Source organism: Pseudomonas sp. Sample_11, assembly GCF_004307505.1.
In the GTDB taxonomy this organism is placed as follows: domain Bacteria; phylum Pseudomonadota; class Gammaproteobacteria; order Pseudomonadales; family Pseudomonadaceae; genus Aquipseudomonas; species Aquipseudomonas atacamensis.
On the sequence record NZ_RCOD01000078.1, the window covers coordinates 1 to 23,598 of the forward strand.

Below are 23,598 nucleotides of genomic sequence, written 5' to 3' on the forward strand. Positions count from 1 at the left end.
CGATCAGCGCCAGCACCGCGAGGATGATGATCATGATCAGGAAGCAGCCGAACAGTGCGATGGTCCCGGGAATCCGGCCCATCTCTTCACGCACCATATCTCCCAGGGAACGGCCGTTGCGTCGGGTCGACATGAACAGGACCATGAAGTCCTGCACCGCGCCCGCCAGCACCACACCGGCAATCAGCCAGAGTGTGCCGGGCAGATACCCCATCTGCGCCGCCAGCACCGGACCGACCAGTGGCCCCGCGCCAGCGATGGCCGCGAAGTGGTGACCGAAAAGAATGTGTTTGTTGGTCGGCACATAGTCCAGACCATCGTTGTTGAGCACGGCGGGGGTGGCCCGACGCGGATCCAGTTGCATCACGTTGTTGGCGATGAACAGACTGTAGTAACGGTACGCAACCAGATAAATGGCCACGGCAGCGACCACAATCCACAAGGCGTTGATCGCCTCGCCGCGGCGCAATGCCACTACGCCAAGGGCGCACGCTCCTACGATTGCCAGCACGAGCCAGGGTAAGTGGCGCAGCAGGCTATTATTATTTTTCATTTTATTATTCCAGCCAGGGTGGACAAGAAAGACAGCCACCCCGAGTTTAGCGCTTACGGCGCCAAAGGCCATACCCCGACATAGGTCTAGACGCTTGAGCGATTGGCTGGCGCCCGCATTCGCGGTCTATAGTCAGCGAACCTTCATGAGGATTGCGCCATGAGCGAGCACCCCGCCAATCGACGTCGTTTCAAACGTATTGCGTTCGATGCCCGAACCGAGCTGAAACAGGGCGAATACATCTGGCCGGTCAAACTGATCGACCTGTCGCTTAAGGGACTGCTGATCGAGCGACCGGAGCCGTGGCTCGGGGATAAAGAGCAGGACTTCTTCGTCGACATTCATCTGAGCGAAGACGTCGATATCGAGATGGACGTGCATCTGGCCCACGAGGAAAACGGCCACTTGGGGTTCATCTGCCGCCACATCAGCCTGGAATCGATCCAGCGCCTGCGCCGCTTGATCGAACTGAATCTGGCGGATGAGGCCGAGCTGGAGCGCAAACTGGGTGCCCTGATCGAAATCTAGGCCCGCCCAATCCCAATTTGGAATGCCCTGTGGTGAGGGGGATCTATGTGGTGAGGGGATTTATGGGGTGAGAGGATTTATGGGGTGAGAGGATTTATGTGGCGAGGGGATTTATCCCCGTTGGGGCGCGCAGCGGCCCTGAAAAACGGGTCTGCTGCGCAGCCCAACGGGGATAAATCCCCTCACCACAGAGGTTCGGCGCTGCGCAGCCCAACGGGGATAACCCCCCTCACCACAGAGGTTCGGCGTTCACTCAAACAGTGCGTCAAGGGCCTGTTCAAGGCGGCTCACGGCGATGATCTGCAAGCCGGGAGGCGATTCCTTCGGAGCGTTACCCTTCGGCACGATCGCGCGTTTGAAGCCGTGCTTGGCCGCTTCTTTCAGCCGCTCCTGCCCGCTAGGCACCGGGCGCACCTCGCCAGACAGGCCGACTTCGCCGAACACCAGCAGATCATGGGGCAGCGGCCGGTTGCGCAAACTCGACATCACCGCCGCCATCAACGCCAGATCCGACGCCGTCTCCAGCACCTTCACGCCACCCACCACGTTGAGGAACACGTCCTGATCGTGGGTCGGGATCCCGCCATGACGGTGCAACACCGCGAGCAACATCGCCAATCGGTTCTGATCCAGACCCAACGTCACCCGACGCGGGTTGGCCAGATGGCTGTCATCGACCAGCGCCTGCACTTCCACCAGCATCGGTCGGGTGCCCTCCCACGTCGCCATGACCACACTGCCCGGGACTTCTTCCTGAGCACGGGTAAGAAAAATCGCCGATGGGTTGGAGACTTCTTTCAGGCCCTTGTCGGTCATGCCGAACACGCCCAACTCGTTGACCGCGCCGAAACGGTTTTTCACCGCCCGCAGCAGACGCAGACGACCATCGGATTCACCTTCGAAATACAGCACCGTGTCGACCATGTGTTCCAGAACACGTGGACCGGCCAGCGCACCTTCTTTAGTGACATGGCCGACGAGGAAGATCGCCGTGCCGCTCTGCTTGGCGTAACGCACCAGCAGCGCCGCACTTTCGCGCACCTGCGACACGCCGCCCGGGGCCGATTGCAGTTGTTCGGTGAAAATGGTCTGGATCGAGTCGATCACCATCACCTTGGGCTTTTCCTGGCGGGCAGTGGCGATGATGGTTTCGATGCAGGTTTCGGTCATCACCCGCAGTTGATCCTGCGGCAGGCCGAGACGGCGAGCGCGCATGGCCACTTGCTGCTGGGATTCCTCACCGGTGACGTACAGCGCAGGCATGCTCTTGGCCAGATTGCACAGGGTCTGGAGCAGGATTGTCGATTTGCCGATCCCCGGATCACCGCCAATCAGCACCACCGAGCCATCGACCAGACCACCGCCGAGCACGCGGTCGAGCTCACCGGACGCGGTGGAAAAACGTGGAATCTCTTCGATGCTGACTTCGGCGAGCGTCTTGATCTGCGCCTGCTGGCCAGCCCAACCGGTGCGCCCGGTGGGTGCCGTGGCGCCGCCGCTTTCGATCATGGTTTCGGTCAGGGTGTTCCAGGCACCGCACTCGCCGCACTGCCCGGCCCACTTGGGAAAGGTTGCGCCGCACTCGGTGCAGCCGTACATGCGCTTGGCCTTGGCCATCAGAACCCCCGGAACAAAAGACGCGATGATAACGCAGCCACCGCCGATCAGCGCGGCGCAGCGGTACGGATTTCGCCGCTGGCCAGACGCGCGGCACTGTTACCCAGCGGATCCTCGGCATTGAGGTCGGCGCCCTTGGCTTTCAACGCATCAAGCAATTCCAGACGCTTGAACAGCCCGGCGTACATCGCCGCTGTTTGTCCGGCGCCGTTACGTTGGTCGGGGCTGCAATCGGTGGCCATCAGGCGCCGGGCGATCTGCAACTCGCCTTTGAAAATCGCGCCCATCAGCGCCGTGTTGCCGCGTTGATCCTGAGCACAGGCGTCCGCGCCCGCTGCCAACAGTCGCTCAACCGCCGGCGCCTGACCGTGGTAGGCGGCCAGAATCAGCGCGGTGTAACCCTTGCTGTCGCGGGTATCGAGGGAATAGCCGGACTCGATGAAGGTCTCGAGCATCGGCACGTCGCCACGGCGGGCGGCGTCGAAGTAGTAATCCTGCAACTGCGCCTTGATTGCCTCGGGGCTTTGCTCGACCGGTGCCGCCCACGCGGTGAACGACAGGCACCCGGCCAGGCATAAAAGAAAAATACGCATCGGGCTCTCCTTGAGCGCACGCGAGGCGGGACAGCCCTCGCGTGCGCCGCATCGCTATCAGTCGGTCAGTTTGGCCGCCAGTGCTTTCACACGGCTGAGGTCGCCCTTGGCCACTTCGGTCACACCGCTGCCGTACTCGGGGTCAGCCTTGTACAGGAAGGACAGGATGATGTGCTTGCTCTCGTCATCGGTGGTGGCCAGCGAGCCGCCGAAGCTGTCGATCAGGTCGCGGCGTTCCTGCTTGCTGTACGAGCGATACAGATCACCGGCCTGCTTGAAGTTCTGCTCACGCTGGATCTTCGCCTGTTGCGTGCTGCCCGCCAGCGCCGACTGGCTGTAACGCGCCGCTGGCGTCTCTTCACGCGGTTGCAGGCGACTCGGCTGGTAGTTGACGCCGGACTGGCTGGCGCCAAAATTCATCGCGCCATCCTGATTGCCATTGTTCACTGCGGTTTTCGGTGCGTTGATCGGCAATTGCAAAGCGTTGGCGCCGAGGCGATACATCTGCGTATCGGCGTAAGAGAACACTCGGCCCTGCAACAAACGATCTTCCGAAGGCTCGATACCCGGAACTACGTTGGCCGGTGCCATGGCAACTTGTTCAGTTTCCTGGAAGACATTGGCCGGATTACGGTTCAAGACCATTTGTCCAACTTTGCGCTCGGCAATACCCGGCCAGATCTTGGTTGCATCCAGTGGATCGAAATCAAACTTGGACAAATCCTGTGGCTTGAGAACTTGCACGTACAAGTCCCACTTCGGAAAGTTGCCCTTGTTGATATTACTCACCAAGTCGTTGGTCATATGACTGTAATCCTGACCTTGAACTTCGCTAACTTGTTTTGGCGTAAGGTTCTTGATGCCTTGCAGACTCTTCCAGTGAAACTTCACATAGTGAACTTCATTCCTGGCATTGATCAGCTTGTAGGCATGAACACCATTGCCATCCATCTCCCGATAACTGGCCGGAGTGCCGTAGTTGGAATACAACTCGGTCAGTGTGCGGGTGGCTTCCGGTACATGGGAGAAGAAATCGAACCGGCGCGAATCATCATCGAGGTTGGTGCGCGGATCGGGCTTGAAGGCGTGGACCATATCCGGGAATTTGATCGCATCGCGGATGAAGAAGGTCGGGAAATTGTTGCCGACCAGATCCCAATTGCCGTCAGCGGTGTAGAACTTGGTGGCGAAACCCCGCGGATCACGCAGGGTTTCCGGGGAATGGTTGCCATGCACCACCGCCGAGAAACGCACGAATACCGGCGTGCTCTGGCCTGCGGCGAACACCTTGGCCTTGCTCAGGTCGCTGAGGTCATCGGTCACGGTGAAGGTGCCATGAGCGCCGGTGCCGCGTGCATGTACCACGCGCTCGGGAATACGCTCACGGTCGAAGCGTTGCAGCTTCTGGATCAGTTGCACATCCTGCAGCAGCACCGGGCCGGTGGCGCCGGCAGTTTGCGAGTTCTGATTGTCACCGACAGCAGCGCCGTTATCGCGGGTCAGCGGAGCGGCGTTGACCGAGAAGGTCAGCAGGCTGGCGGTGAGAACGCCGAGAGTGCGGCGATGGGGAAAAGCCCCCAGTCCAAGAGCGGAAGTCATATCAGGTTCCTCTGGTTTTATTGAGCGCATCCAGGTGCGCCACAGCAAGGCTAGAGGCCCCCGCCGAGGAACATAAATAGAAAGAACGTAACGCCATGATTGAAGAAATTGGCTTTCCCGTCAGCGGGTTAGCGCGTATTCCGCGCGCGATTGCTGGCATTTTGCAAACTAATCGTCAATTGATGTGTCGATAAAAACGGGCATTGTAAGAAGGTGTTTCGCGCAGGAGGCGTTTCGCTGATTTACACTGCCTACACCAAACTCATCTGTAACAAGGAAATAACTATGGGCGTGCTTAGCGAGTTCAAGGCCTTCGCGGTCAAAGGCAATGTGGTCGACATGGCCGTCGGTATCATCATCGGCGCGGCGTTCGGCAAGATCGTTTCGTCGTTTGTCGGCGACGTGATCATGCCGCCGATTGGCCTGTTGATCGGTGGGGTGGACTTCAGTGATCTGGCTGTCACGCTCAAAGCCGCCCAGGGCGATGCGCCCGCCGTGGTGCTGGCTTACGGCAAATTCCTGCAGACGGTGCTGGATTTCGTGATCGTCGCATTCGCGATCTTCATGGGCGTCAAAGCCATCAACCGCCTCAAGCGCGAAGAAGCCGTGGCGCCGACCGCGCCGCCGATCCCGAGCAAGGAAGAGCAACTGCTGGGCGAAATCCGCGACCTGCTCAAGGCGCAGAACGAGCGGCCCTGAGGCATTCGCTACACATTGAAACGGCACCCGCGGGTGCCGTTTTCGTTACCAGTAATTCTCCACCGCAACCTGCCCCGGCTTGCGCGTCAGGCTCAGGCGCATGTCGCGCTGTTTCAGCAAGGCGCGGGTGTCGTCGATCATCTGCGGATTGCCGCACAGCATCACTCGCGAATGCTCTGGCGAGAGCTCAACGCCCGCCGCACGTTCCAGCTCGCCGTTCTCAATCAGCGTAGTAATCCGGCCCCGCAGCGCGCCTGGATGCGCTTCGCGGGTCACAGTGGGGATGAATTGCAGCTTGTGGGCGTATTCGCTCAGATAGTCACGTTGCGCCAACCCGCCGATCAACTCCTGATAAGCCAGCTCCCGCGCCTCCCGCACGCTGTAAACCAGAATGATCCGCTCGAATTTCTCCCAGACCTCGAAGTCCTGCAGGATCGACAGAAAGGGCGCCACCCCGGTGCCGGTCGACAATAACCACAGGTCTCGGCCGTCGACAAAACGATCCAGCGTCAGGTAGCCGAACGCCTGGCGCTCGACCATCAAAGTGTCGCCGACCTGTAGCCGGCTCAGCTCACTGGTGAATTCGCCGCCCGGCACGACGATGGAAAAGAACTCGAGAAACTCGTCGAACGGCGACGACACCATCGAATAGGCGCGCCAGACCGTGCTGCCATCGGCCTTGGTGACGCCCAGCCGGGCGAACTGGCCGGCACGGAAGCGAAAGCCGGGATCACGGCTGGTGCGCAGCGTGAACAGGTTCGGCGTCAACGGTTGCACATCGAGCAAGGTCTGGGTGGTGTACTTCTCGGCACTGGCAGTCATGAGGCACTCCTTGAAACGATTGCCCACAGTGTCCCGCAAAATCGCGCTGCCAAACACTCGTGATTGGTAATGGTATTGACGGGATCAGCGCTAGACATTCGATTTGCTGGCAATACTGGATCTAGAGCAATAACTTTAAGATACCAGTTAAAATATAACAGCCTGTATTGCTAAGAACGCTTTTATAAAAAACACCAAAGTTTCAATCTCGAAAAAATGTAAGGCGTTTTGCAGGAAAGATCCTACACTTCGATTCGTGCCGGATTTTTTGGATCCATTTGGCGCCCCTATATTAGGATGGAGGCAAAGTTCATGGAAACGTGGAAGGAATCACAATTGAAACAACTGACATTTGCCAAAGGCATTGAGGTGGCATACCCGATACTGCTGAGATTTGCCGAGAATCTGGGCTTTAACTATTGTGCGATAGCGGTCACCTCCCCCCATCGCGATGTGCATTTGAATGCCTTGCAAATCAATAACTATCCGAAAGAATGGAACATCCAGTACAACAAAGAGAACTTCCGCAATATTGATCCGGTAATAGCGCATTGCAATCATTCGGTATTGCCGATCGTCTGGGAAGAAAGAGTGTTCACCGACGCGCCGGAGCTGTGGCAGGCGTTAAAGCAAAATGGACTGCAGCATGGCTGGTCGCAGGCCTTTCATGACGACACCAGCGGTTTGTGCAGCATCATCAGCCTGGCGCGCACCCACTGCCCGATCAGCCCGCTCGAACTGTATGAGCATTACGGTTATCTGTTTTTTGCCAACCGTCACTTCAGTGACCTGTATGCCCGCACCGTTCCCACACCGGCCAAACCCAGCAAACCGAGGCTATCGTCCCGGGAACTGGAGATCATGAAATTGTCCGCCATGGGCAAGACCGCTCACGATATCTCGAGAATCCTCAGCCTGAGCGAACGCACCGTTAACTATCACGTGCAAAACGTCATCGAAAAATTCAACGTCTGCAACAAGATTTCCGCAGTGATTGCCGCCGCTCGTGCCGGCATCATCTGACAGCTGAGCGTTATCGCGCGGTAATCCTGCGAGTATTTAGGCGCAAAAAAACGTACCATTCAGGCCTTTCCGAGTGATGACGCAACCTGCTTGCATCGCAGTCCACTCGGTCGGATCCCGTCGCACCATCTGCCGGCAACGGGATATCTGCCGAATATCCTGAGTCCCCGCCCCATGCCCTTGCTCGAAACGCCTTTCGCCCAGCTCGACCTGATCCGCCAGCCTGAACAGCAGAATGAACCACTGCAAGCCTTCGATGCGGCGGACGAATACCTGCTCAATCATCTCGCCAGCGAACAACCTGCGAGCAGCACCCGCGTGCTGGTGCTCAATGACAGCTTTGGCGCCTTGGCGATCAGTCTGTTGGACAAGGTCGAGGTGAGCAGTAGCGGCGATTCGTTCCTGGGTTTCGTCGGGCTGGAAAAGAATCTGCTGCGCAATGGTCAGGCGTTCGATGCGATTCGTCCGATTCGGGCCAGTGAGCCCTTGGTCGGGCCGTTTGATCGGGTGCTGATCCGCGTTCCCAAGACGCTGGCGCTATTGGAAGAACAGCTGATCCGCCTGCAAGGACAACTCGCTCCAGGCGCGCAAGTGATCGCCGCCGCCATGGTCAAGCATCTGCCGCGCGCTGCCGGCGATCTGCTGGAGCGCTACATTGGCCCGGTGCAGGCGTCGCTGGCCGTGAAGAAAGCCCGACTGCTGATCGCCACGCCTGAAAGCAAAGCGCCCGCCACGTCTCCTTACCCGACTCGTTACCGCCTCGACGAGCCGGCAATCGAATTACTTAACCACGCCAATGTGTTCTGCCGCGAAGGCCTCGACATCGGCACTCGCGCGTTTCTGCCGCATCTGCCGAAAAACCTTGGCCACGCGCAAGTCGCCGATCTCGGTTGCGGCAACGGTGTTCTGGCAATCGCCAGCGCCTTGCAGAACCCGGATGCGCATTACACGCTGGTCGACGAATCGTTCATGGCGGTGCAATCGGCTGCCGAGAACTGGCGCGCGGCATTGGCCGATCGCGAAGTCAGCGTGCGCGCTGGCGATGGTCTGGCCGGGCAGGCGCCGCAGTCGCTGGACGTGGTGCTGTGCAACCCACCGTTCCATCAGCAGCAGGTGGTCGGCGATTTCCTCGCTTGGCGCATGTTCCAGCAGGCGCGCGAGGCACTGGTGGTTGGTGGTGCGCTGTACATCGTCGGCAACCGGCATCTGGGCTATCACAGCAAACTGGCGCGCCTGTTTCGTGGTGTCGAGCAAGTGGCGGCGACGCCGAAATTCGTCATCCTCAAGGCGCGCAAATAAAACTGCGGCGTAAAAAAACCCTCCGTGAGGAGGGTTGCAAATCCATACCCGAAGGCGCCGGGACGGGATGTTTCAGTGGGTGGTCAAACCTGCGGCATTCATGAACATGCGCATCAGGCTGGCGGCGATGAACAACACGCCGACACTGCCAACCCAGATCAGGGCCAACCAGCCGAGCCGCTGCCACAGCGGCTTTTTTTCGGCTTCTTCAATGTCGTGCAGGGAATGTTTGCCGGTCATTTTCTTCAAACCTCTTCAAAATTGATGGCGCCGCTGGCGACGCCATCGCGGGCAAGCCCGCTCCCACAGGGTTTCGCTTAATGGTAACCGTCTTCGTGGGTGACCTTGCCGCGGAACACGTAGTAGCTCCAGAAGGTATAACCCAGGATGAACGGAATGATGAACAACGTGCCGACCAGCATGAAGCCCTGACTTTGCGGCGGCGCGGCGGCGTCCCAGATCGAGATCGACGGCGGCACGATGTTCGGCCACAGGCTGATGCCCAAGCCGCTGTAGCCGAGGAAGATCAGTACCAGGGTCAGCAGGAACGGCGTGTAGTTGGCGTTACGTGCCACCGCGCGGATCAGGCCGTACAAGGTGACCAGCACCAGAATCGGCACCGGCATGAACCAGAACAGATTCGGCATGCTGAACCAGCGCGAGGCGATTTCCGGATGCGACAGAGGCGTCCACAGGCTGACGACACCAATCACTGCCAGCAGCACGAATGCCAGCGGTCGCGCCAGATCATGCATCTGCTCCTGCAATTTGCCTTCGGTTTTCATGATCAGCCAGGTGCAGCCGAGCAAGGCATAGGCCACCACCAGCGCCGCGCCGCAGAACAGCGTGAACGGCGTCAGCCAGTCCAGTGAACCACCGGCGAACTGGCGATTGACCACCGGCAGACCATCGATGAACGCACCCAGCGCCACGCCCTGAAAGAACGTCGCCGCGATCGAACCACCGATGAAGGCCTTGTCCCACAGGTGACGCTTTTCATCCTTGGCCTTGAAGCGGAACTCGAAAGCCACGCCGCGAAAGATCAGGCCCATGAGCATGAAGATCAGCGGCAGGTACAGCGCCGACAACACCACCGAATAGGCCAGCGGGAAGGCGCCGAACAACGCCGCGCCACCCAGTACCAGCCAGGTTTCGTTGCCGTCCCACACAGGGGCGACGGTGTTCATCATCACGTCGCGATCGGTCTTGCCGGGCACGAACGGGAAGAGAATGCCGATGCCCAGGTCGAAGCCGTCCATGACCACGTACATCATGATGCCGAAGATGATGATCACGGCCCAGATCAGCGGAAGATCGATACCCATGAGTCAAATCTCCTTGGTCAAGCGAGTGTTGTCTTCGTGCTCGCCCTCGGCCGGATCGTCGGCTGCGGACAACGGACGCGCCGGGGTGCGTTTCTTGCCTGGACCACCGTCCGGTGTTTCGCTGCCTTCGCTGATCTTCGGCCCTTTGCGCACCAGCCGCATCATGTAGCCGAGACCGGCGCCGAACAGGGCGAAATAGACCACGACGAACATGATCAGGGTGATGCTCATCTGCATGAAGCTGTGGTTGGACGAAGCATCGGCAGTGCGCATCAGGCCGTAGACCACCCATGGCTGACGGCCGATTTCCGTGGTGAACCAGCCAGCGAGAATCGCGATCAGACCGGACGGCCCCATCCACAACGCCAGATGCAGGAACGGCCGCGAGGTATACAGCGAGTCGCGTTTGCGCAGCCACAGGCTCCACAACCCGGTGAAGATCATCAGGAAACCGAGGCCGACCATGATCCGGAACGACCAGAACACGATGGTCGAATTCGGCCGGTCTTCCGGTGGGAATTCCTTCAGCGCCGGTACTTGTTTATCCAGCGAGTGGGTCAGAATCAGGCTGCCGAGGTAGGGAATCTCCACAGCGAACTTGGTGCGCTCTTCTTTCATGTCCGGCCAGCCGAACAGGATCAGCGGCGTCGCTTCGTCGCCATGGTTTTCCCAGTGACCCTCGATCGCAGCGATTTTTGCCGGCTGGTGCTTGAGCGTGTTGAGGCCGTGGAAGTCGCCGATCACCGCTTGAATCGGCGCGACGATCAATGCCATCCACATGGCCATCGACAGCATGGTGCGGATCGCCGGGTTGTCCCTGCCGCGCAGCAGGTGCCAGGCCGCCGACGAGCCGACGAAGAACGCCGTCGCGACGAACGCGGCCGTGGCCATGTGCATCAGCCGGTAAGGGAATGACGGGTTGAAGATGATTGCCAGCCAGTCGGTGGGGATCACCTGACCGTTGACGATTTCAAAGCCTTGCGGGGTCTGCATCCAACTGTTGGAGGCGAGAATCCAGAAGGTCGAAATCAGCGTGCCGATCGCCACCATCACCGTCGAGAAGAAGTGCAGGCCGCGCCCGACCTTGTTCCAGCCAAACAGCATCACCCCAAGGAAACCGGCCTCAAGAAAGAACGCCGTGAGCACTTCATAGGTCAGCAACGGCCCGGTGACGGCACCGGCGAAGTCGGAGAAACGACTCCAGTTGGTGCCGAACTGATAAGCCATGACCAGCCCGGAAACCACGCCCATGCCGAAGTTGACGGCAAAAATCTTCGACCAGAAATGGTAGAGATCGCGGTAGGTGTCGTTGCGGGTCTTCAGCCACAAACCTTCGAGCACCGCCAGGTAACTCGCCAGGCCGATGGTGATGGCCGGGAACAGAATGTGGAACGAGATGGTGAACGCGAACTGAATTCGGGCGAGATCGAGAGCCTCTAAACCGAACATATGGCTTCCTCTGTCAGGTAATACGGGTAGCTGGCCCGGAGGCCTGCACCACTGCCCCCACGGATATGGAGTGCGGCGAATTCGGATTCGTTCTTTTTTTGCAACCATCGCAACGCAGGGAGTCTGGCCAAATGGCCGCCAGATCAGTTCCGGTCGGGGTCTTGATCTGGATCAAGCAACGTTGAAAGAGTAGTCCCATTTTTGCCAATGAACTGCGTGGTGGTTTGCCGCGTGACAAGTTGCCTCACTCCCCTGTGGCGAGGGGATTTATCCCCGTCCGGCTGCGCAGCAGTCGTCGTTTCGAGCTTTTGGGGCCGCTGCGCGACCCAACGGGGATAAATCCCCTCACCACAGGGCTGATTGTCAGCATGAAAGATCGATGTCTGGCTAACTGAATTGTTTCTCCTAGCAACTTCCTGTTACAGACTGGTGATAATCTCGCCGTTCACTCGTCCAAGACCTGCCTTCAGATGCCCACACAAGAGCCCCTGCTGTTACGTCACCATCGTCCGTTCATGGCTTTCTGGCTGGCGCGGATTTTCACCGCCAGCGGGTTCCAGATGCTCACCGTGGCAATTGGCTGGAACCTGTATCAATTGACCGGCAACGTGCTGGATCTGGGCCTGGTCGGTCTGGTCGAATTCGCCCCGCGGGTGCTGTTCATGCTGCACACCGGGCACGTCGCTGATCGCTACGATCGGCGCAAGGTCGCCGCGCTTTGCCAGTCGTTGCAGGCGTTGATTGCCTTGGCGCTGGCCATCGGCAGCGCCACCGATCACGTCACCCGCGAGATGATTTTCATCCTCGCCTTTCTCCTAGGCGCCGCCCGTTCGTTCGAGATGCCGACGACTCAGGCGCTGCTGCCCAGCATCGTCCCCAGTGCGCTTTTCCCCCGCGCAGTTGCCGCCGCGCAATCGGCGCAGCAGTCGGCCACTATCGTCGCCCCGGCCCTCGGCGGTTTGCTCTATGCATTCGGCAGCGTCTGGGTCTACGGCCCGACCGTGCTGCTGTACGTGATCGCCTGTTCGCTCATGCTCAACCTGCCGGCACGCCAGACGCCATTGAATAAAGGCAAAGCAACGCTGGACTCGCTGCTGGCGGGGATTCGCTTTATCCGCAGCCGCCCGGACATCCTCGGCGCGATCTCGCTGGACCTGTTCGCCGTGTTGCTCGGCGGCGCCACGGCGTTGCTGCCGGTGTTCGCCAAGGACATTCTGCTGACCGGCCCGTGGGGTCTTGGCCTGTTGCGCTCGGCGCCGGCGGTGGGTGCGTTGCTGATGTCACTGTTTCTCGCGCGATTTGCCGTAGAACGCAATGTCGGCCGGGTGATGTTCACCGCCGTCGGCATCTTCGGCGTCGCCACTATCGCGTTTGGTTTGTCGACCTCGTTCTGGTTCTCGCTGGCGGTGCTGGTGGTGCTCGGCGCAGCGGACATGATCAGCATGGTCATCCGTGCCTCGTTCGTACAGCTGGAAACTCCCGACGAAATGCGCGGCCGGGTCAGCGCGGTGAACGGCCTGTTCATCGGCGCTTCGAACCAGTTGGGCGAATTCGAATCCGGCCTCACCGCCCACTGGTTCGGCACCGTGCCGGCGGTGGTCATGGGCGGGATCGGCACGCTGGTGGTGACGGGGACGTGGATCAAACTGTTTCCGACGTTGGCGAATCGGGACCGGATGCATGTGCCGGTGGAAGAGAAGGTCTGAGTTTTTGGAAAAAACTCACCTGCTCAGCACATATCAAGCGACAACGTGCGGTACATAGTTACCGCACTGAGTGTAATGTATCGCCTTACACTCGCCGCCATGATCAAATCCTTTCAGCACAAAGGCCTTCGTGGCTTCTATGAAACAGGTACGACTCGTGGAATTCGTGCCGACCATGCAAAACGGCTGTCGCGCATGTTGCAGTTCATGGATCGAGCGACACTTCCCGGCGATCTGGACTTGCCGGGCTGGCGCCTGCATCCGTTGAAAGGCGAGCTGAGTGAATACTGGTCGCTCAGCGTTTCAGGCAACTGGCGAGTGATCTTTCGTTTTGTCGGTTCGGATATCGAATTGGTCGATTATCTGGACTACCACTGACAGGAGGCAGGCTCATGCCCATGCACAACCCGCCACACCCCGGTGAAACCCTGCTGCTGGATGTCTTGCCCGAGCTTGGTATCAGCGTGAGCGAATTGGCCCGGCACCTTGGCTTTGCACGCCCGCATCTTTCGCGCGTACTGCACGGACACGCGCCAATCAGCCCGGATCTGGCAGTACGACTTGAGCGTGCAGGGATCGGCAAGGCGCGCGTTTGGCTAGGCGTCCAAACCGACTACGATCTTTGGCAAGCGGAGCACCGTGAGCAACCAATGATAGAACCCCTCGCAGCCCACGGCTGACCCGTCAGGCCATCAACTCCCCCGCCACCCTCGCCCGCAACGCCTTGCCACCAAGCTGCTCGACCAGGGTCAGGGCAAATTCCAGCGCCGCGCCCGAGCCTTGGGCGGTGATGCAGTTGCCGTCGACCACCACCGGTTGATCAACAAACGTACAGCCGGACAACTGATGGCTGGCGCCGGGCAGGCAGGTCATGCGGCGCTGGCGCAGCACGCCTGATGCCTGGAGGGCGGTGGCTGGGGCTTCGCCGATGGCGGCGAACAGGCGGCCGGCGCTGGCCTGGTCCTTGAGCAACTGCTGCAAGGGCTGATGCGCCGCCAGATGCTGCGAACCGACGACACCGCCCGGCAGGGCAATGAGGTCAAAAGTCTGTGCCAGTACATCGACGAGCATGCCGTCGGCTGTCAGCCGGGTGCCGCGCGCACAGGTCAGCATGCGCCGACCTTCGATGCTGGCGGCGACCACTTCGATGCCGGCGCGGCGCAGCACGTCAATCAGGGTCACGCTTTGCAAATCGTCGATGCCCTCGGCGAGGGCAATCAGGGCTCTGGAAGTCATGGGCGCTTTCCGCTGGATAGTCAGTCAAGCGTAGTCAGCTTTGTCCCAGCCTGTTCGCAGACAGCCGTTACTTGATGTAAAGCTGAGTCGAAAGCGTATTGCGCGGAGCGTTGATCGAGGTGTTGCTGAAGTTGAAGGTGCCTTGCTGTTTGCCGGCCAGATCGAAGGTATAAAGAGAACCGACGGTTTTGCTGCCAGGGGTGCATTCAGTGAGATTGCCATTATCGAAGGCGCACACCGGACCTCGGGTGCCGTTGACCTCGAAGCCATCCAGCGTCACGTGCGGCTGGTTCTGGCCATAGCCGACTTCCAGCACATAGACCTTGATATTCGGCCCGCTGTGATTGCATTGGGTTTGCGGCTGGTTATCGGCAATATCTTCCAGGCCGCAGGACGATGACTGCACTTTGATCACCTTCACCTCGGTCAACGGCGGCGCCGATGCCGCGAACGCCGGAGCTGTCAGCAGCAGTGCTGCAATCCATCCGAAAATCCTGATCCCGCCGTTGCGCATGCCTGCCCACTCCAAAAAATCAGCGCGCAGTATGGCGCAGTTGTCGGCTGCGCAAAACTTCGCCGACGATCGACACCAACATCCGCCAAATTCCTCACGCGGCTGGTATGATGCGCGGCTTTTTCCGGCCCACGACAATTTCCCAGGCGCTTGCGACGGTCTGTGCTTTGCTGTTGAGGTCGATACATTCACGGCGCCACGCGCGCCACGGGGAGCAGACATGCTGGAAAGGCTGTTTCAACTCAAGGCACACAACACCAACGTGCGCACCGAAATTCTTGCGGGCGTCACGACTTTCCTGGCCATGGCTTACATTCTGTTCGTCAACCCGAGCATCCTCGGCGAGACCGGCATGGACAAGGGCGCGATCTTCGTCGCCACCTGTCTGGCGGCCGCCATCGGCTCGACCGTGATGGGCCTGATCGCCAACTACCCGATCGCCCTCGCTCCGGGCATGGGCCTGAACGCCTTCTTTACCTACACCGTGGTGCTGCACATGGGCCACACCTGGCAGGTGGCGCTGGGTGCGGTGTTCATTTCCGCCGTGCTGTTTTTCCTGCTGTCGATCTTCCGCATCCGCGAATGGATCATCAACGCCATTCCGCTGCCACTGCGCTCGGCGATTGCCGCCGGTATCGGCCTGTTCCTGGCGCTGATCGCCCTGCACAACGCCGGTATCGTGGTCAGCAACCCGGCGACCATGGTCGGCCTCGGCGATCTGACCAAACCGGCACCGATTCTGGCCACCGTCGGCTTCGCCGTGATCGTCGCCCTCGAAGCACTGAAAGTGCGCGGCGCAGTGCTGATCGGCATTCTCGCCGTAACCATCGCCTCGATCGTACTGAACGTCACCGAGTTCGGCGGCATCATGTCGATGCCGCCGTCGCTGGCGCCGACCTTCCTGCAACTGGACATCAAAGGCGCACTGGACATCGGTCTGGTCAGCGTGATTTTCGCCTTCCTGTTCGTCGACCTGTTCGACAACTCCGGGACCCTGATCGGCGTCGCCAAGCGCGCCGGCCTGATGGGCAAGGACGGCCACATGCCGAAAATGGGCCGTGCGCTGATCGCCGACAGTACGGCGGCCATGGCCGGCTCGCTGCTGGGCACGTCGACCACCACCAGTTACATCGAATCCGCAGCCGGCGTCAGTGCCGGTGGCCGCACGGGCCTGACCGCCATCGTCGTGGCAATCCTGTTCCTGCTGGCGCTGTTCTTCTCGCCCTTGGCGGCCAGCGTTCCGGCATTCGCCACCGCGCCAGCGCTGCTGTTCGTCGCGGTGCTGATGACTTCGGGCCTTGCGGAAATAGACTGGGACGACATCACCGTGGCGGCGCCGGTTGTGGTCACCGCACTGGCCATGCCGTTCACCTATTCGATCGCCAACGGCATCGCCTTCGGCTTCATCGCCTGGACCGCCATCAAGCTGCTGTCCGGCCGTGCCCGTGAGCTGAACCCGGCACTGGTGATTCTGTCGATTCTGTTTGTGATCAAGCTGGGTTGGTTCAACGCATGACTTTCGATTCTCAAGCCTACGCCGAACAACTCGAAGCCAAGGTCACGCGCTTGCGTGATCTGCTGGCGCCGTTCGATGCACCCGAGCCGTCGGTCTTTGATTCGCCGCTGCAGAACTTCCGCCTGCGCGCCGAATTCCGCCTGTGGCGCGAGGGCGGCGAGCGGCATTACGCGATGTTCTCTCAGGACGACAAGCGCACGCCGATACTCATCGAAGAATTCCCGATTGCCAGCCTGCGCATCAACCAGTTGATGCCGCAATTGAAAGCGGCGTGGCAAGCCAGTTCGGCGCTGAGCCACAAGCTGTTCCAGGTCGAATTCCTGACCACACTGGCCGGCGACGCGATGATCACCCTGTGCTATCACCGTCCGCTGGACGAGCACTGGCATGCGGCAGCCACTCAGTTGTCGGCGGATCTGGGCGTGAGCATCATCGGCCGCTCCAAAGGCAAGCGCGAAGTGCTCGGTCAGGACTATGTCGTCGAGAAACTCGAAGTCGGCGGCCGCACCTTCAGCTATCGCCAGCCCGAAGGCGCGTTCACCCAGCCCAACGGCACGGTGAACCAGAAGATGCTCAATTGGGCATACGAAGCCTTGGGCGATCGCAGCGACGATCTGCTCGAGCTGTACTGCGGCAACGGTAACTTCACCCTGCCGCTGGCGACTCGCGTGCGCAAAGTGCTCGCCACCGAGATCAGCAAGACTTCGGTCAACGCGGCCCTGAGCAATCTCAGCGAAAACGCTGTGGATAACGTCACGCTGGTGCGTTTGTCCGCCGAGGAGCTGACCGAAGCGCTCAACGAAGTGCGCCCGTTCCGTCGCCTGCACGGCATCGATCTGAAGAGCTACGAATTCGGCAGCGTCTTCGTCGACCCACCGCGCGCCGGCATGGATCCGGACACCTGCGAACTGACCCGGCGCTTCGACAATATCCTCTACATTTCCTGCAACCCGGACACCCTGGCGGCCAACATCGCCCAGTTGCATGACACCCACCGCATTACCAAGTGCGCGATGTTTGACCAGTTCCCGTGGACCCATCACATGGAATCCGGTGTGCTGCTGACCCGGCGTTGATTGCGGGTAGCTGATACGGAAAAGCCGTCGTGATTGACGGCTTTTTTGTGGGAATCTTTTGATCCGTGCGATCACCGAACACAAAACGCCTCGGTCATTTCTGTTCAATTGACCGATGTAACCATCTAGTACATTTTATCTCCACAGGCCGGAACCTCTCGGCCGATGCCAAAAACAAAAAGTGGAGTTACCCCCCATGCCCCCTATCGTTCTGGTGCTTAACGGCCCGAACCTGAACCTGCTCGGCACCCGCGAGCCGGCGACTTATGGTCATGAAACCCTGGCGGATATTTCCGCGTTGTGTGGTCGCGCGGCTGACGAGTTCGGTCTGACCGTGGAATTTCGCCAGACCAATCATGAAGGCGAGCTGCTCGACTGGATTCACGCCGCGCGTGGTCGTTGTGCCGGGATCGTGATCAATCCGGCGGCGTGGACGCACACGTCCGTGGCGATTCGCGATGCCTTGGTCGCCAGCGAGCTGCCAGTGATTGAAGTGCACCTGTCCAACGTCCACGCCCGTGAGCCGTTTCGTCATCATTCATTTGTTTCCGGCATTGCCACGGCGGTGATGTGCGGGTTCGGCAGCCATGGCTATCGCCTGGCGCTGGAGCATTTCAGCCAGCGGTTGCAGAGGTAAGAACCATGTCGCGTTCCAAGGTGATACTCGCCGGGCTGATCGGCGCCGGGATTCAGGCTTCACGCACGCCGGCACTGCACGAGCACGAAGGTGATGCGCAGGGCCTGCGTTATCTGTACCAACTCATCGACCTCGATCAATTGCACCTCGACAGCACGGCTCTGCCCGACTTGCTGCAAGCGGCGGAGCGGATGAATTACACCGGACTGAACATCACTTTCCCGTGCAAACAGGCGGTCATCCCGCTGCTCGATGAGTTGTCGCCGGAAGCCCGTGGCATCGGCGCGGTGAACACCGTGGTGCTGAAGGACGGCAAGCGTGTCGGCCACAACACCGATTGCCTCGGTTTCGCCGAGGGTTTTCGCCGGGGTCTGACTGACGCTGTCCGTGAACGCGTCGTCCAGATGGGCGCCGGTGGCGCTGGCGCGGCGGTGGCCCACGCACTGCTCAGCGAAGGCGTACGGCAATTGACGATTTTTGATGTCGACCGCGAGCGTGCCGAGAGCCTGGCAAACAATCTGAATCAACATTTCGGCCCCAGTCGCGCACAGGCCGGAGCGGATTTGCCCAGGGCGCTGGCGCAGGCCGATGGTCTGGTCAACACCACGCCGATGGGCATGGCCAAGCTGCCGGGTTCACCGGTGCCGGCCGGGTTGCTGCGCAGGGAAATGTGGGTCGCGGAGATTGTGTATTTCCCGCTGGAAACCGAGCTGCTGCGCGACGCCCGCGCCTTGGGTTGCCGCACCCTGGATGGCGGCAACATGGCGGTGTTTCAGGCGGTGAAGGCGTTTGAACTGTTCAGCGGCGTGGTGCCGGATGCGCAGCGCATGCTCGAGCATTTTCAAAGCATGAATGGCTGAATTTCAAAGCGGCCCCTGTGGGAGCGAGCCTGCTCGCGAAGGCGTCGATTCAGTCAACGAACAGGGCGACTGACGCACCGCTTTCGCGAGCAGGCTCGCTCCCACAGGGGAGATCGAGTCAGGCCTTCAGGTAGCGCAACACCGATTCGCAGATCATCTCGCGGTGGCGCTGCTTGATGGTTTCGTCCGGCAGGTCGATCTGGAAGATTTCCCCCAGCGTGTGGCGGTTCGACACGCGATAGAAGCAGAACGAACTGATCAGCAGATGCACGTCCAGCGCATCGATGCCTCGCCGGAACAGACCTTCGTCCGCGCCCCGTTGCAGAATCCCGCCCAAGGTATCGAGGATCGTGTTGTTCAGCGCCTTGATCGCATCGGAACGCTTTACGTACTCGGCGTTGTGGATGTTTTCGATGCTGACAATGCGCACGAAATCGACGTTGTGGTCATGGTGATCGAAGGTGAATTCCACCAGTCGGCGGATCGCCAGCTCAGGCGGCAGCTCGTCCAGGTGCAGGCGGTTTTCCGTGCTGCGGATATCGCCGTAAAGCTTCTCCAGCACCTCGACGTACAACTGCTCCTTGCTGCCGAAGTAGTAATAGATCATGCGTTTGGAGGTGTGGATACGCTCGGCAATCGCGTCGACGCGGGCACCGGACAAGCCCTGCTGGACGAACTCGACGATCGCCTCCTGGAGAATGTTCTCGCGGGTCTTTTCCGGGTTGTTCTTGCGACTCTTGCGCGGCACTGCGTCGGACTCGACAGCAGCGGCGGAAAGTTCTGAATTCATGGTCATCGCGGGCTCACGGCCATCACTGCACAAGCTGGCGATTATGGGCCGCGCGGGACAGTGAAGGAAGCCGCGCAGCCGGTGTTTAATCCCGCGTTTACGAATTCCCTACAACTTCGCCTGGCGCACCGCACCGCTGCGGGATTTGGCCATCGCCGCCAGCCGCACCGCAACGTTGGCCGCGCCGTAGCCGGCATAGCCATTCTTGCGCTGGATGATCTCGAAGAAGAAACGGCCCTCGAACGGCTCGGTGTAGACGTGAAACAACTCGCCGCCCTGGGCGTCACGGTCGTAGAGCACGTTGTAATAGGCCAGCTCGCTGAGAAACTCATCGTCGAAATCGAAACGCGCCGCAAGGTCGTCGTAGTAATTGAGCGGGATGTCCAGCAGCGGCACGCCGGCCTCTTTGGCGCGACTGACCTGGGCGAAGATGTCGTCACAATCGAAGGCGATGTGGTGCACACCGGAGCCGCGATAACTCGACAGCGCATGCGAAATGGCAGTGTTGCGGTTCTCGGAAATGTTCAGCGGCAGCCGGATCGAGCTGTCGCGGCTGCGCAGTGCGCGGCTCTTCACCAGACCGTACGGATCGGGCAAGACCACCTCATCGTCGGCTTCGAAATCCAGCAGGCTTTTGTAGAACAGCACCCAACTGTCGAGGCTGTCGGCCGGCAGCGCCATGGCCATGTGATCGATACGCTTGAGGCCGCCGCCGGTCTGCGCGTCGGGCAACAGATTGAAATCGGTGCCGTACACGTCGGCGTCCGCATCGACCAGATAAATCAGGCTGCCGTCCGGTGCGCGCACCGCCGCCAGCTCCAGTTCATTCGGCCCGACCAGGCCGCGATAGGGCTGCCCCTTGTAAGCGACCGCGCGGGCCAGCGCACTGGCGCTGTCCTTGACCCGCACCGCCGTAGCGCACAGCGACGGGCCGTGAGCTTCGAAAAAGCTGTGGGCGAACGAATACGGCTCGGAGTTGAGGATCAGGTTGATATCGCCCTGACGCAGCAGGCTGACGCTCTTGGAGCGATGCTGCCCGGCCTTGGCAAAACCGAGGCGTTGCAGCCAGTGACTGAGCTTCGCGCCCAGCGCTTCGTCGACGGCAAACTCGAGAAATTCAACGCCGTTGTATTCGCTGGCCGGCGGCGTTTCGAAAAGAATTTCACGGTTGGCCACCGGCGGCGCTTCCTGCTCGAGACGCTGACGGGTCTTCTCTTCCAGATACAGCAGCGAGCGCAAGCCGTCGGCGGCGTTGGCTCGCGGGGGCGCGGCGCGGAAGCCGTCGTTGAAGATTTCCAGCGACAACGGCCCGGTATAACCACTCTTGATGATCGGCGCGAGGAAACCCGGCAGATCGAATTCGCCCTGCCCCGGGAAACAGCGGAAATGCCGGCTCCACTCCAGCACGTCCATGGCCAGGATCGGCGCGTCGGCCATTTGCACGAAGAAGATCTTCTCGCCGGGAATGTCGGCGATCGCGCTGGGATCGCCCTTCAGCGACAGGGTGTGAAAGCTGTCGAGCAGCACGCCAAGGTTGGGGTGATCAGCCTGACGAACGATGTCCCAGACCTGTTGATAAGTATTGACGTGACGGCCCCACGCCAGCGCTTCGTAACCGATGCGCAAGCCACGGGCGCCGGCGCGTTCGGCCAGCAGGCGCAAATCATCGACGAGGATTTGCTGATCGCCGACACTGTCCGGCGACGCGTTGCTGCAGACCAGCACCAGGTCGGTGCCAAGTTCCTGCATCAGATCGAACTTGCGCTCGGCACGCTCGAGGTTGCGCGCCAGGCGATCGCGGCGGCAGCCTTCGAAGTCACGGAACGGCTGAAACAGGGTGATGGCGATCCCCAGATCGGCGCACATCTGTTTAATTTCCCGGGGGCTGCCGTCGTAGTACAGGAGGTCGTTTTCGAAAATCTCCACGCCGTCGAACCCGGCGGCGGCAATGGCTTCGAGTTTTTCCGGCAGGGTGCCGCTCAAGGAAACGGTGGCAATGGAACGCTGCATGTTTCAACTCCCGGACTGCGCCGCTTTATCTTTACTGTAGGAGCTGCCGAAGGCTGCGATCTCTGCTGTTGCGTTCCAATCAAGATCAAAAGATCGCAGCCTTCGGCAGCTCCTACAAGGGAATGGGTTTTTATAGTGAGGGAAATTATTGGCTGCATCCCTGCGCGCAGCAATTTAAAGTGTACTACCCGGTTAGTTTTGCGTGCGATTATCGAACACTAAGGCGATTTGGCGAATTGACGATTTTTTGTTCACTGCCCAACATCGGTTGCACATCGAGTCCGGCCACTAACCACCGGGCAAGGTGTTCGACAGAAAAGAACACCAAATAACAAATCCAAAAACGGGTGGAACACATGACTCCTTCACAGACTTCCCGCATGGCTCCGGCCATGAGCACTGCCACGGGTGGCATAGGCGACAAGATCCGCGGCGCCATGGCTGTCGGCAAGACCCGCTGGGGCATGCTGGCGCTGGTGTTTTTCGCCACCACCCTCAATTACATCGACCGCGCCGCTCTCGGCGTCATGCAGCCGATCCTCGCCAAGGAAATGAGCTGGACGGCGATGGATTACGCCAACATCAACTTCTGGTTTCAGGTCGGCTACGCGATCGGGTTTGTCCTGCAGGGACGCCTGATCGACCGGGTCGGCGTCAAGCGCGTGTTCTTCTGCGCCGTACTGCTCTGGAGCCTGGCCACCGGCGCCCATGGCCTGGCGACCTCGGCAGTCGGCTTCATGGTCTGCCGCTTCATCCTCGGCCTCACGGAAGCGGCCAACTATCCGGCCTGTGTGAAAACCACGCGCCTGTGGTTCCCAGCCGGTGAGCGTGCAGTCGCAACCGGCATTTTCAACGCCGGCACCAACGTCGGCGCGATGTTCACGCCGATGCTGCTGCCACTGGTCCTGCATGTGTGGGGCTGGCAAGCGGCGTTCCTGTGCATGGCAGCACTGGGCGGCATCTGGCTGTTGTTCTGGGGCTTGAAGTATTTCAATCCGGAAGACCATCCGACGGTGAAACAGTCGGAGCTTGATTACATCCAGCAGCAAGTCGAACCGGAACAGGCCCGCGTGCCGTTCAGCAAGATCCTGCGCATGCGCGGCACCTGGGCCTTCGCCCTCGCCTACTCGCTGACCGCGCCGGTGTTCTGGTTCTATCTGTACTGGCTGCCGCCGTTTCTCAATCAGCAATACAACCTCGGCATCAACGTGACGCAGATGGGTATTCCGCTGATCATCATTTACGTCACGGCTGACTTCGGCAGTGTCGGCGGCGGGATTCTGTCCTCGTTCCTGATCGGTCGCGGCATGAACTCGATCAAGGCGCGGCTGCTGTCGATGTTGCTGTTTGCCTGCTGCATCATCGGCGTGGTCATGGCCGCCGGCTCGGCGAATCTGTGGGTGGCGGTGGCGGCGATCTCGCTGGCGATCGGCGCGCATCAGGCCTGGACGGCGAACATCTGGAGCCTGGTGATGGACTACACGCCCAAGCACATGATGAGCACGGTGTTCGGCTTCGGCGGCATGTGCGCGGCGATCGGCGGGATGTTCATGACCCAGATCGTGGGCCACATCCTCACCGTCACCAACAACAACTACACAGTGCTGTTCACGCTGATCCCGGCGATGTACTTCCTGGCACTGACGTGGATGTACTTCATGGCACCGCGCAAGATTCCGACCGTCGAATAACCCGCTGAATTGCCCCTGTAGGAGCTGCGGAACGCTGCGATCTTTTGATCTTGCT

Annotated in this window: 24 protein-coding genes; 12 read left to right on the forward strand and 12 right to left on the reverse strand. The window is 60.1% G+C overall.

What is annotated here, in order from left to right:
- Nucleotides 1-553 (reverse strand): carbon starvation CstA family protein (locus D8U60_RS21095; RefSeq protein WP_277751559.1); only part of this gene is annotated, 553 nt, incomplete at its 3' end.
- Nucleotides 554-712: 159 nt separating this feature from the next.
- On the opposite strand from D8U60_RS21095, the gene D8U60_RS21100 reads away from it, so the two are divergent.
- Nucleotides 713-1,081, forward strand: coding sequence for a PilZ domain-containing protein (locus D8U60_RS21100; RefSeq protein ID WP_130900851.1), 369 nt, complete (start codon nucleotides 713-715; stop codon nucleotides 1,079-1,081).
- A gap of 249 nt (nucleotides 1,082-1,330) precedes the next feature.
- Here D8U60_RS21100 and radA read toward each other — a convergent pair whose 3' ends face one another.
- The 3 genes from radA to katB are packed head-to-tail and all read right to left on the reverse strand — an operon-like array spanning nucleotide 1,331 to nucleotide 4,890.
- On the reverse strand, nucleotides 1,331-2,698 hold the full coding sequence (radA, locus tag D8U60_RS21105) for a DNA repair protein RadA (protein ID WP_024014403.1): 1,368 nt from the start codon (nucleotides 2,696-2,698) through the stop codon (nucleotides 1,331-1,333).
- 47 nt (nucleotides 2,699-2,745) lie between these two features.
- Complete coding sequence (locus D8U60_RS21110; protein WP_122698518.1) at nucleotides 2,746-3,291, reverse strand: ankyrin repeat domain-containing protein; 546 nt, start codon at nucleotides 3,289-3,291, stop codon at nucleotides 2,746-2,748.
- Nucleotides 3,292-3,348: 57 nt separating this feature from the next.
- On the reverse strand, nucleotides 3,349-4,890 hold the full coding sequence (katB, locus tag D8U60_RS21115) for a catalase KatB (protein ID WP_016773095.1): 1,542 nt from the start codon (nucleotides 4,888-4,890) through the stop codon (nucleotides 3,349-3,351).
- Between the two features lie 285 nt (nucleotides 4,891-5,175).
- Between katB and mscL the strand changes: the two genes are divergently transcribed.
- Nucleotides 5,176-5,589 (forward strand): large-conductance mechanosensitive channel protein MscL, encoded by a 414-nt coding sequence (gene mscL / locus D8U60_RS21120; RefSeq protein WP_024014404.1) that lies wholly within the window; start codon nucleotides 5,176-5,178, stop codon nucleotides 5,587-5,589.
- A gap of 45 nt (nucleotides 5,590-5,634) precedes the next feature.
- Here the strand turns inward: mscL and D8U60_RS21125 are convergent, their stop codons facing one another.
- Nucleotides 5,635-6,411, reverse strand: coding sequence for a ferredoxin--NADP reductase (locus D8U60_RS21125; protein ID WP_130900852.1), 777 nt, complete (start codon nucleotides 6,409-6,411; stop codon nucleotides 5,635-5,637).
- Between the two features lie 312 nt (nucleotides 6,412-6,723).
- On the opposite strand from D8U60_RS21125, the gene D8U60_RS21130 reads away from it, so the two are divergent.
- Nucleotides 6,724-7,434, forward strand: a complete 711-nt coding sequence (locus D8U60_RS21130) for an autoinducer binding domain-containing protein (protein ID WP_163032745.1) — start codon at nucleotides 6,724-6,726, stop codon at nucleotides 7,432-7,434.
- A 174-nt stretch (nucleotides 7,435-7,608) separates the two neighbouring features.
- Entirely contained in the window at nucleotides 7,609-8,733 is a 1,125-nt protein-coding gene (locus tag D8U60_RS21140) for a methyltransferase (RefSeq protein ID WP_130900853.1), read from the forward strand.
- A gap of 72 nt (nucleotides 8,734-8,805) precedes the next feature.
- Here the strand turns inward: D8U60_RS21140 and D8U60_RS21145 are convergent, their stop codons facing one another.
- From D8U60_RS21145 to D8U60_RS21155, 3 genes are all read right to left on the reverse strand, one after another.
- Nucleotides 8,806-8,973, reverse strand: a complete 168-nt coding sequence (locus D8U60_RS21145; protein WP_016773090.1) for a DUF2474 domain-containing protein — start codon at nucleotides 8,971-8,973, stop codon at nucleotides 8,806-8,808.
- Between the two features lie 77 nt (nucleotides 8,974-9,050).
- The gene (gene cydB, locus D8U60_RS21150) at nucleotides 9,051-10,058 is read right to left on the reverse strand and encodes a cytochrome d ubiquinol oxidase subunit II (RefSeq protein ID WP_024014408.1); all 1,008 of its coding nucleotides are present in this window, start codon (nucleotides 10,056-10,058) and stop codon (nucleotides 9,051-9,053) included.
- A gap of 3 nt (nucleotides 10,059-10,061) precedes the next feature.
- Nucleotides 10,062-11,507 (reverse strand): cytochrome ubiquinol oxidase subunit I, encoded by a 1,446-nt coding sequence (locus tag D8U60_RS21155; protein ID WP_024014409.1) that lies wholly within the window; start codon nucleotides 11,505-11,507, stop codon nucleotides 10,062-10,064.
- Between the two features lie 470 nt (nucleotides 11,508-11,977).
- On the opposite strand from D8U60_RS21155, the gene D8U60_RS21160 reads away from it, so the two are divergent.
- The 3 genes from D8U60_RS21160 (at nucleotide 11,978) to D8U60_RS21170 (ending at nucleotide 13,893) form a co-directional block, all read left to right on the forward strand.
- On the forward strand, nucleotides 11,978-13,213 hold the full coding sequence (locus D8U60_RS21160) for an MFS transporter (RefSeq protein ID WP_016773087.1): 1,236 nt from the start codon (nucleotides 11,978-11,980) through the stop codon (nucleotides 13,211-13,213).
- A gap of 99 nt (nucleotides 13,214-13,312) precedes the next feature.
- Nucleotides 13,313-13,591: a type II toxin-antitoxin system RelE/ParE family toxin gene (locus D8U60_RS21165; protein ID WP_038861219.1), complete on the forward strand. Its 279-nt coding sequence runs from the start codon at nucleotides 13,313-13,315 to the stop codon at nucleotides 13,589-13,591.
- Nucleotides 13,592-13,605: 14 nt separating this feature from the next.
- Nucleotides 13,606-13,893 carry a HigA family addiction module antitoxin gene (locus D8U60_RS21170; protein WP_016773085.1) on the forward strand — a complete coding sequence of 96 codons (288 nt, stop codon included), beginning with the start codon at nucleotides 13,606-13,608 and terminating at the stop codon, nucleotides 13,891-13,893.
- Nucleotides 13,894-13,897: 4 nt separating this feature from the next.
- Here the strand turns inward: D8U60_RS21170 and D8U60_RS21175 are convergent, their stop codons facing one another.
- Nucleotides 13,898-14,449 (reverse strand): DJ-1 family glyoxalase III, encoded by a 552-nt coding sequence (locus D8U60_RS21175; protein ID WP_016773084.1) that lies wholly within the window; start codon nucleotides 14,447-14,449, stop codon nucleotides 13,898-13,900.
- Nucleotides 14,450-14,516: 67 nt separating this feature from the next.
- Nucleotides 14,517-14,963 (reverse strand): DUF4879 domain-containing protein, encoded by a 447-nt coding sequence (locus D8U60_RS21180; protein WP_130900881.1) that lies wholly within the window; start codon nucleotides 14,961-14,963, stop codon nucleotides 14,517-14,519.
- A gap of 220 nt (nucleotides 14,964-15,183) precedes the next feature.
- On the opposite strand from D8U60_RS21180, the gene D8U60_RS21185 reads away from it, so the two are divergent.
- The 4 genes from D8U60_RS21185 (at nucleotide 15,184) to D8U60_RS21200 (ending at nucleotide 19,052) form a co-directional block, all read left to right on the forward strand.
- On the forward strand, nucleotides 15,184-16,479 hold the full coding sequence (locus D8U60_RS21185) for an NCS2 family permease (RefSeq protein ID WP_016773083.1): 1,296 nt from the start codon (nucleotides 15,184-15,186) through the stop codon (nucleotides 16,477-16,479).
- Nucleotides 16,476-17,555: a tRNA (uridine(54)-C5)-methyltransferase TrmA gene (gene trmA / locus D8U60_RS21190; RefSeq protein ID WP_110646127.1), complete on the forward strand. Its 1,080-nt coding sequence runs from the start codon at nucleotides 16,476-16,478 to the stop codon at nucleotides 17,553-17,555. The genes D8U60_RS21185 and trmA overlap by 4 nt, the downstream gene beginning before the upstream one ends.
- A 196-nt stretch (nucleotides 17,556-17,751) precedes the next feature.
- Nucleotides 17,752-18,192 (forward strand): type II 3-dehydroquinate dehydratase, encoded by a 441-nt coding sequence (aroQ, locus tag D8U60_RS21195; protein ID WP_122603859.1) that lies wholly within the window; start codon nucleotides 17,752-17,754, stop codon nucleotides 18,190-18,192.
- Nucleotides 18,193-18,197: 5 nt separating this feature from the next.
- Nucleotides 18,198-19,052, forward strand: a complete 855-nt coding sequence (locus D8U60_RS21200) for a shikimate dehydrogenase (RefSeq protein ID WP_130900854.1) — start codon at nucleotides 18,198-18,200, stop codon at nucleotides 19,050-19,052.
- Nucleotides 19,053-19,170: 118 nt separating this feature from the next.
- Here D8U60_RS21200 and D8U60_RS21210 read toward each other — a convergent pair whose 3' ends face one another.
- The gene (locus D8U60_RS21210; RefSeq protein WP_016773079.1) at nucleotides 19,171-19,848 is read right to left on the reverse strand and encodes a TetR/AcrR family transcriptional regulator; all 678 of its coding nucleotides are present in this window, start codon (nucleotides 19,846-19,848) and stop codon (nucleotides 19,171-19,173) included.
- Nucleotides 19,849-19,950: 102 nt separating this feature from the next.
- Nucleotides 19,951-21,852: a 3-dehydroshikimate dehydratase QuiC gene (gene quiC, locus D8U60_RS21215; protein ID WP_122881735.1), complete on the reverse strand. Its 1,902-nt coding sequence runs from the start codon at nucleotides 21,850-21,852 to the stop codon at nucleotides 19,951-19,953.
- A 356-nt stretch (nucleotides 21,853-22,208) separates the two neighbouring features.
- On the opposite strand from quiC, the gene D8U60_RS21220 reads away from it, so the two are divergent.
- A complete protein-coding gene (locus D8U60_RS21220) occupies nucleotides 22,209-23,543 on the forward strand; it encodes an MFS transporter (protein ID WP_130900855.1) in 1,335 nt (444 codons plus the stop codon).
- Nucleotides 23,544-23,598 lie beyond the last annotated feature (55 nt).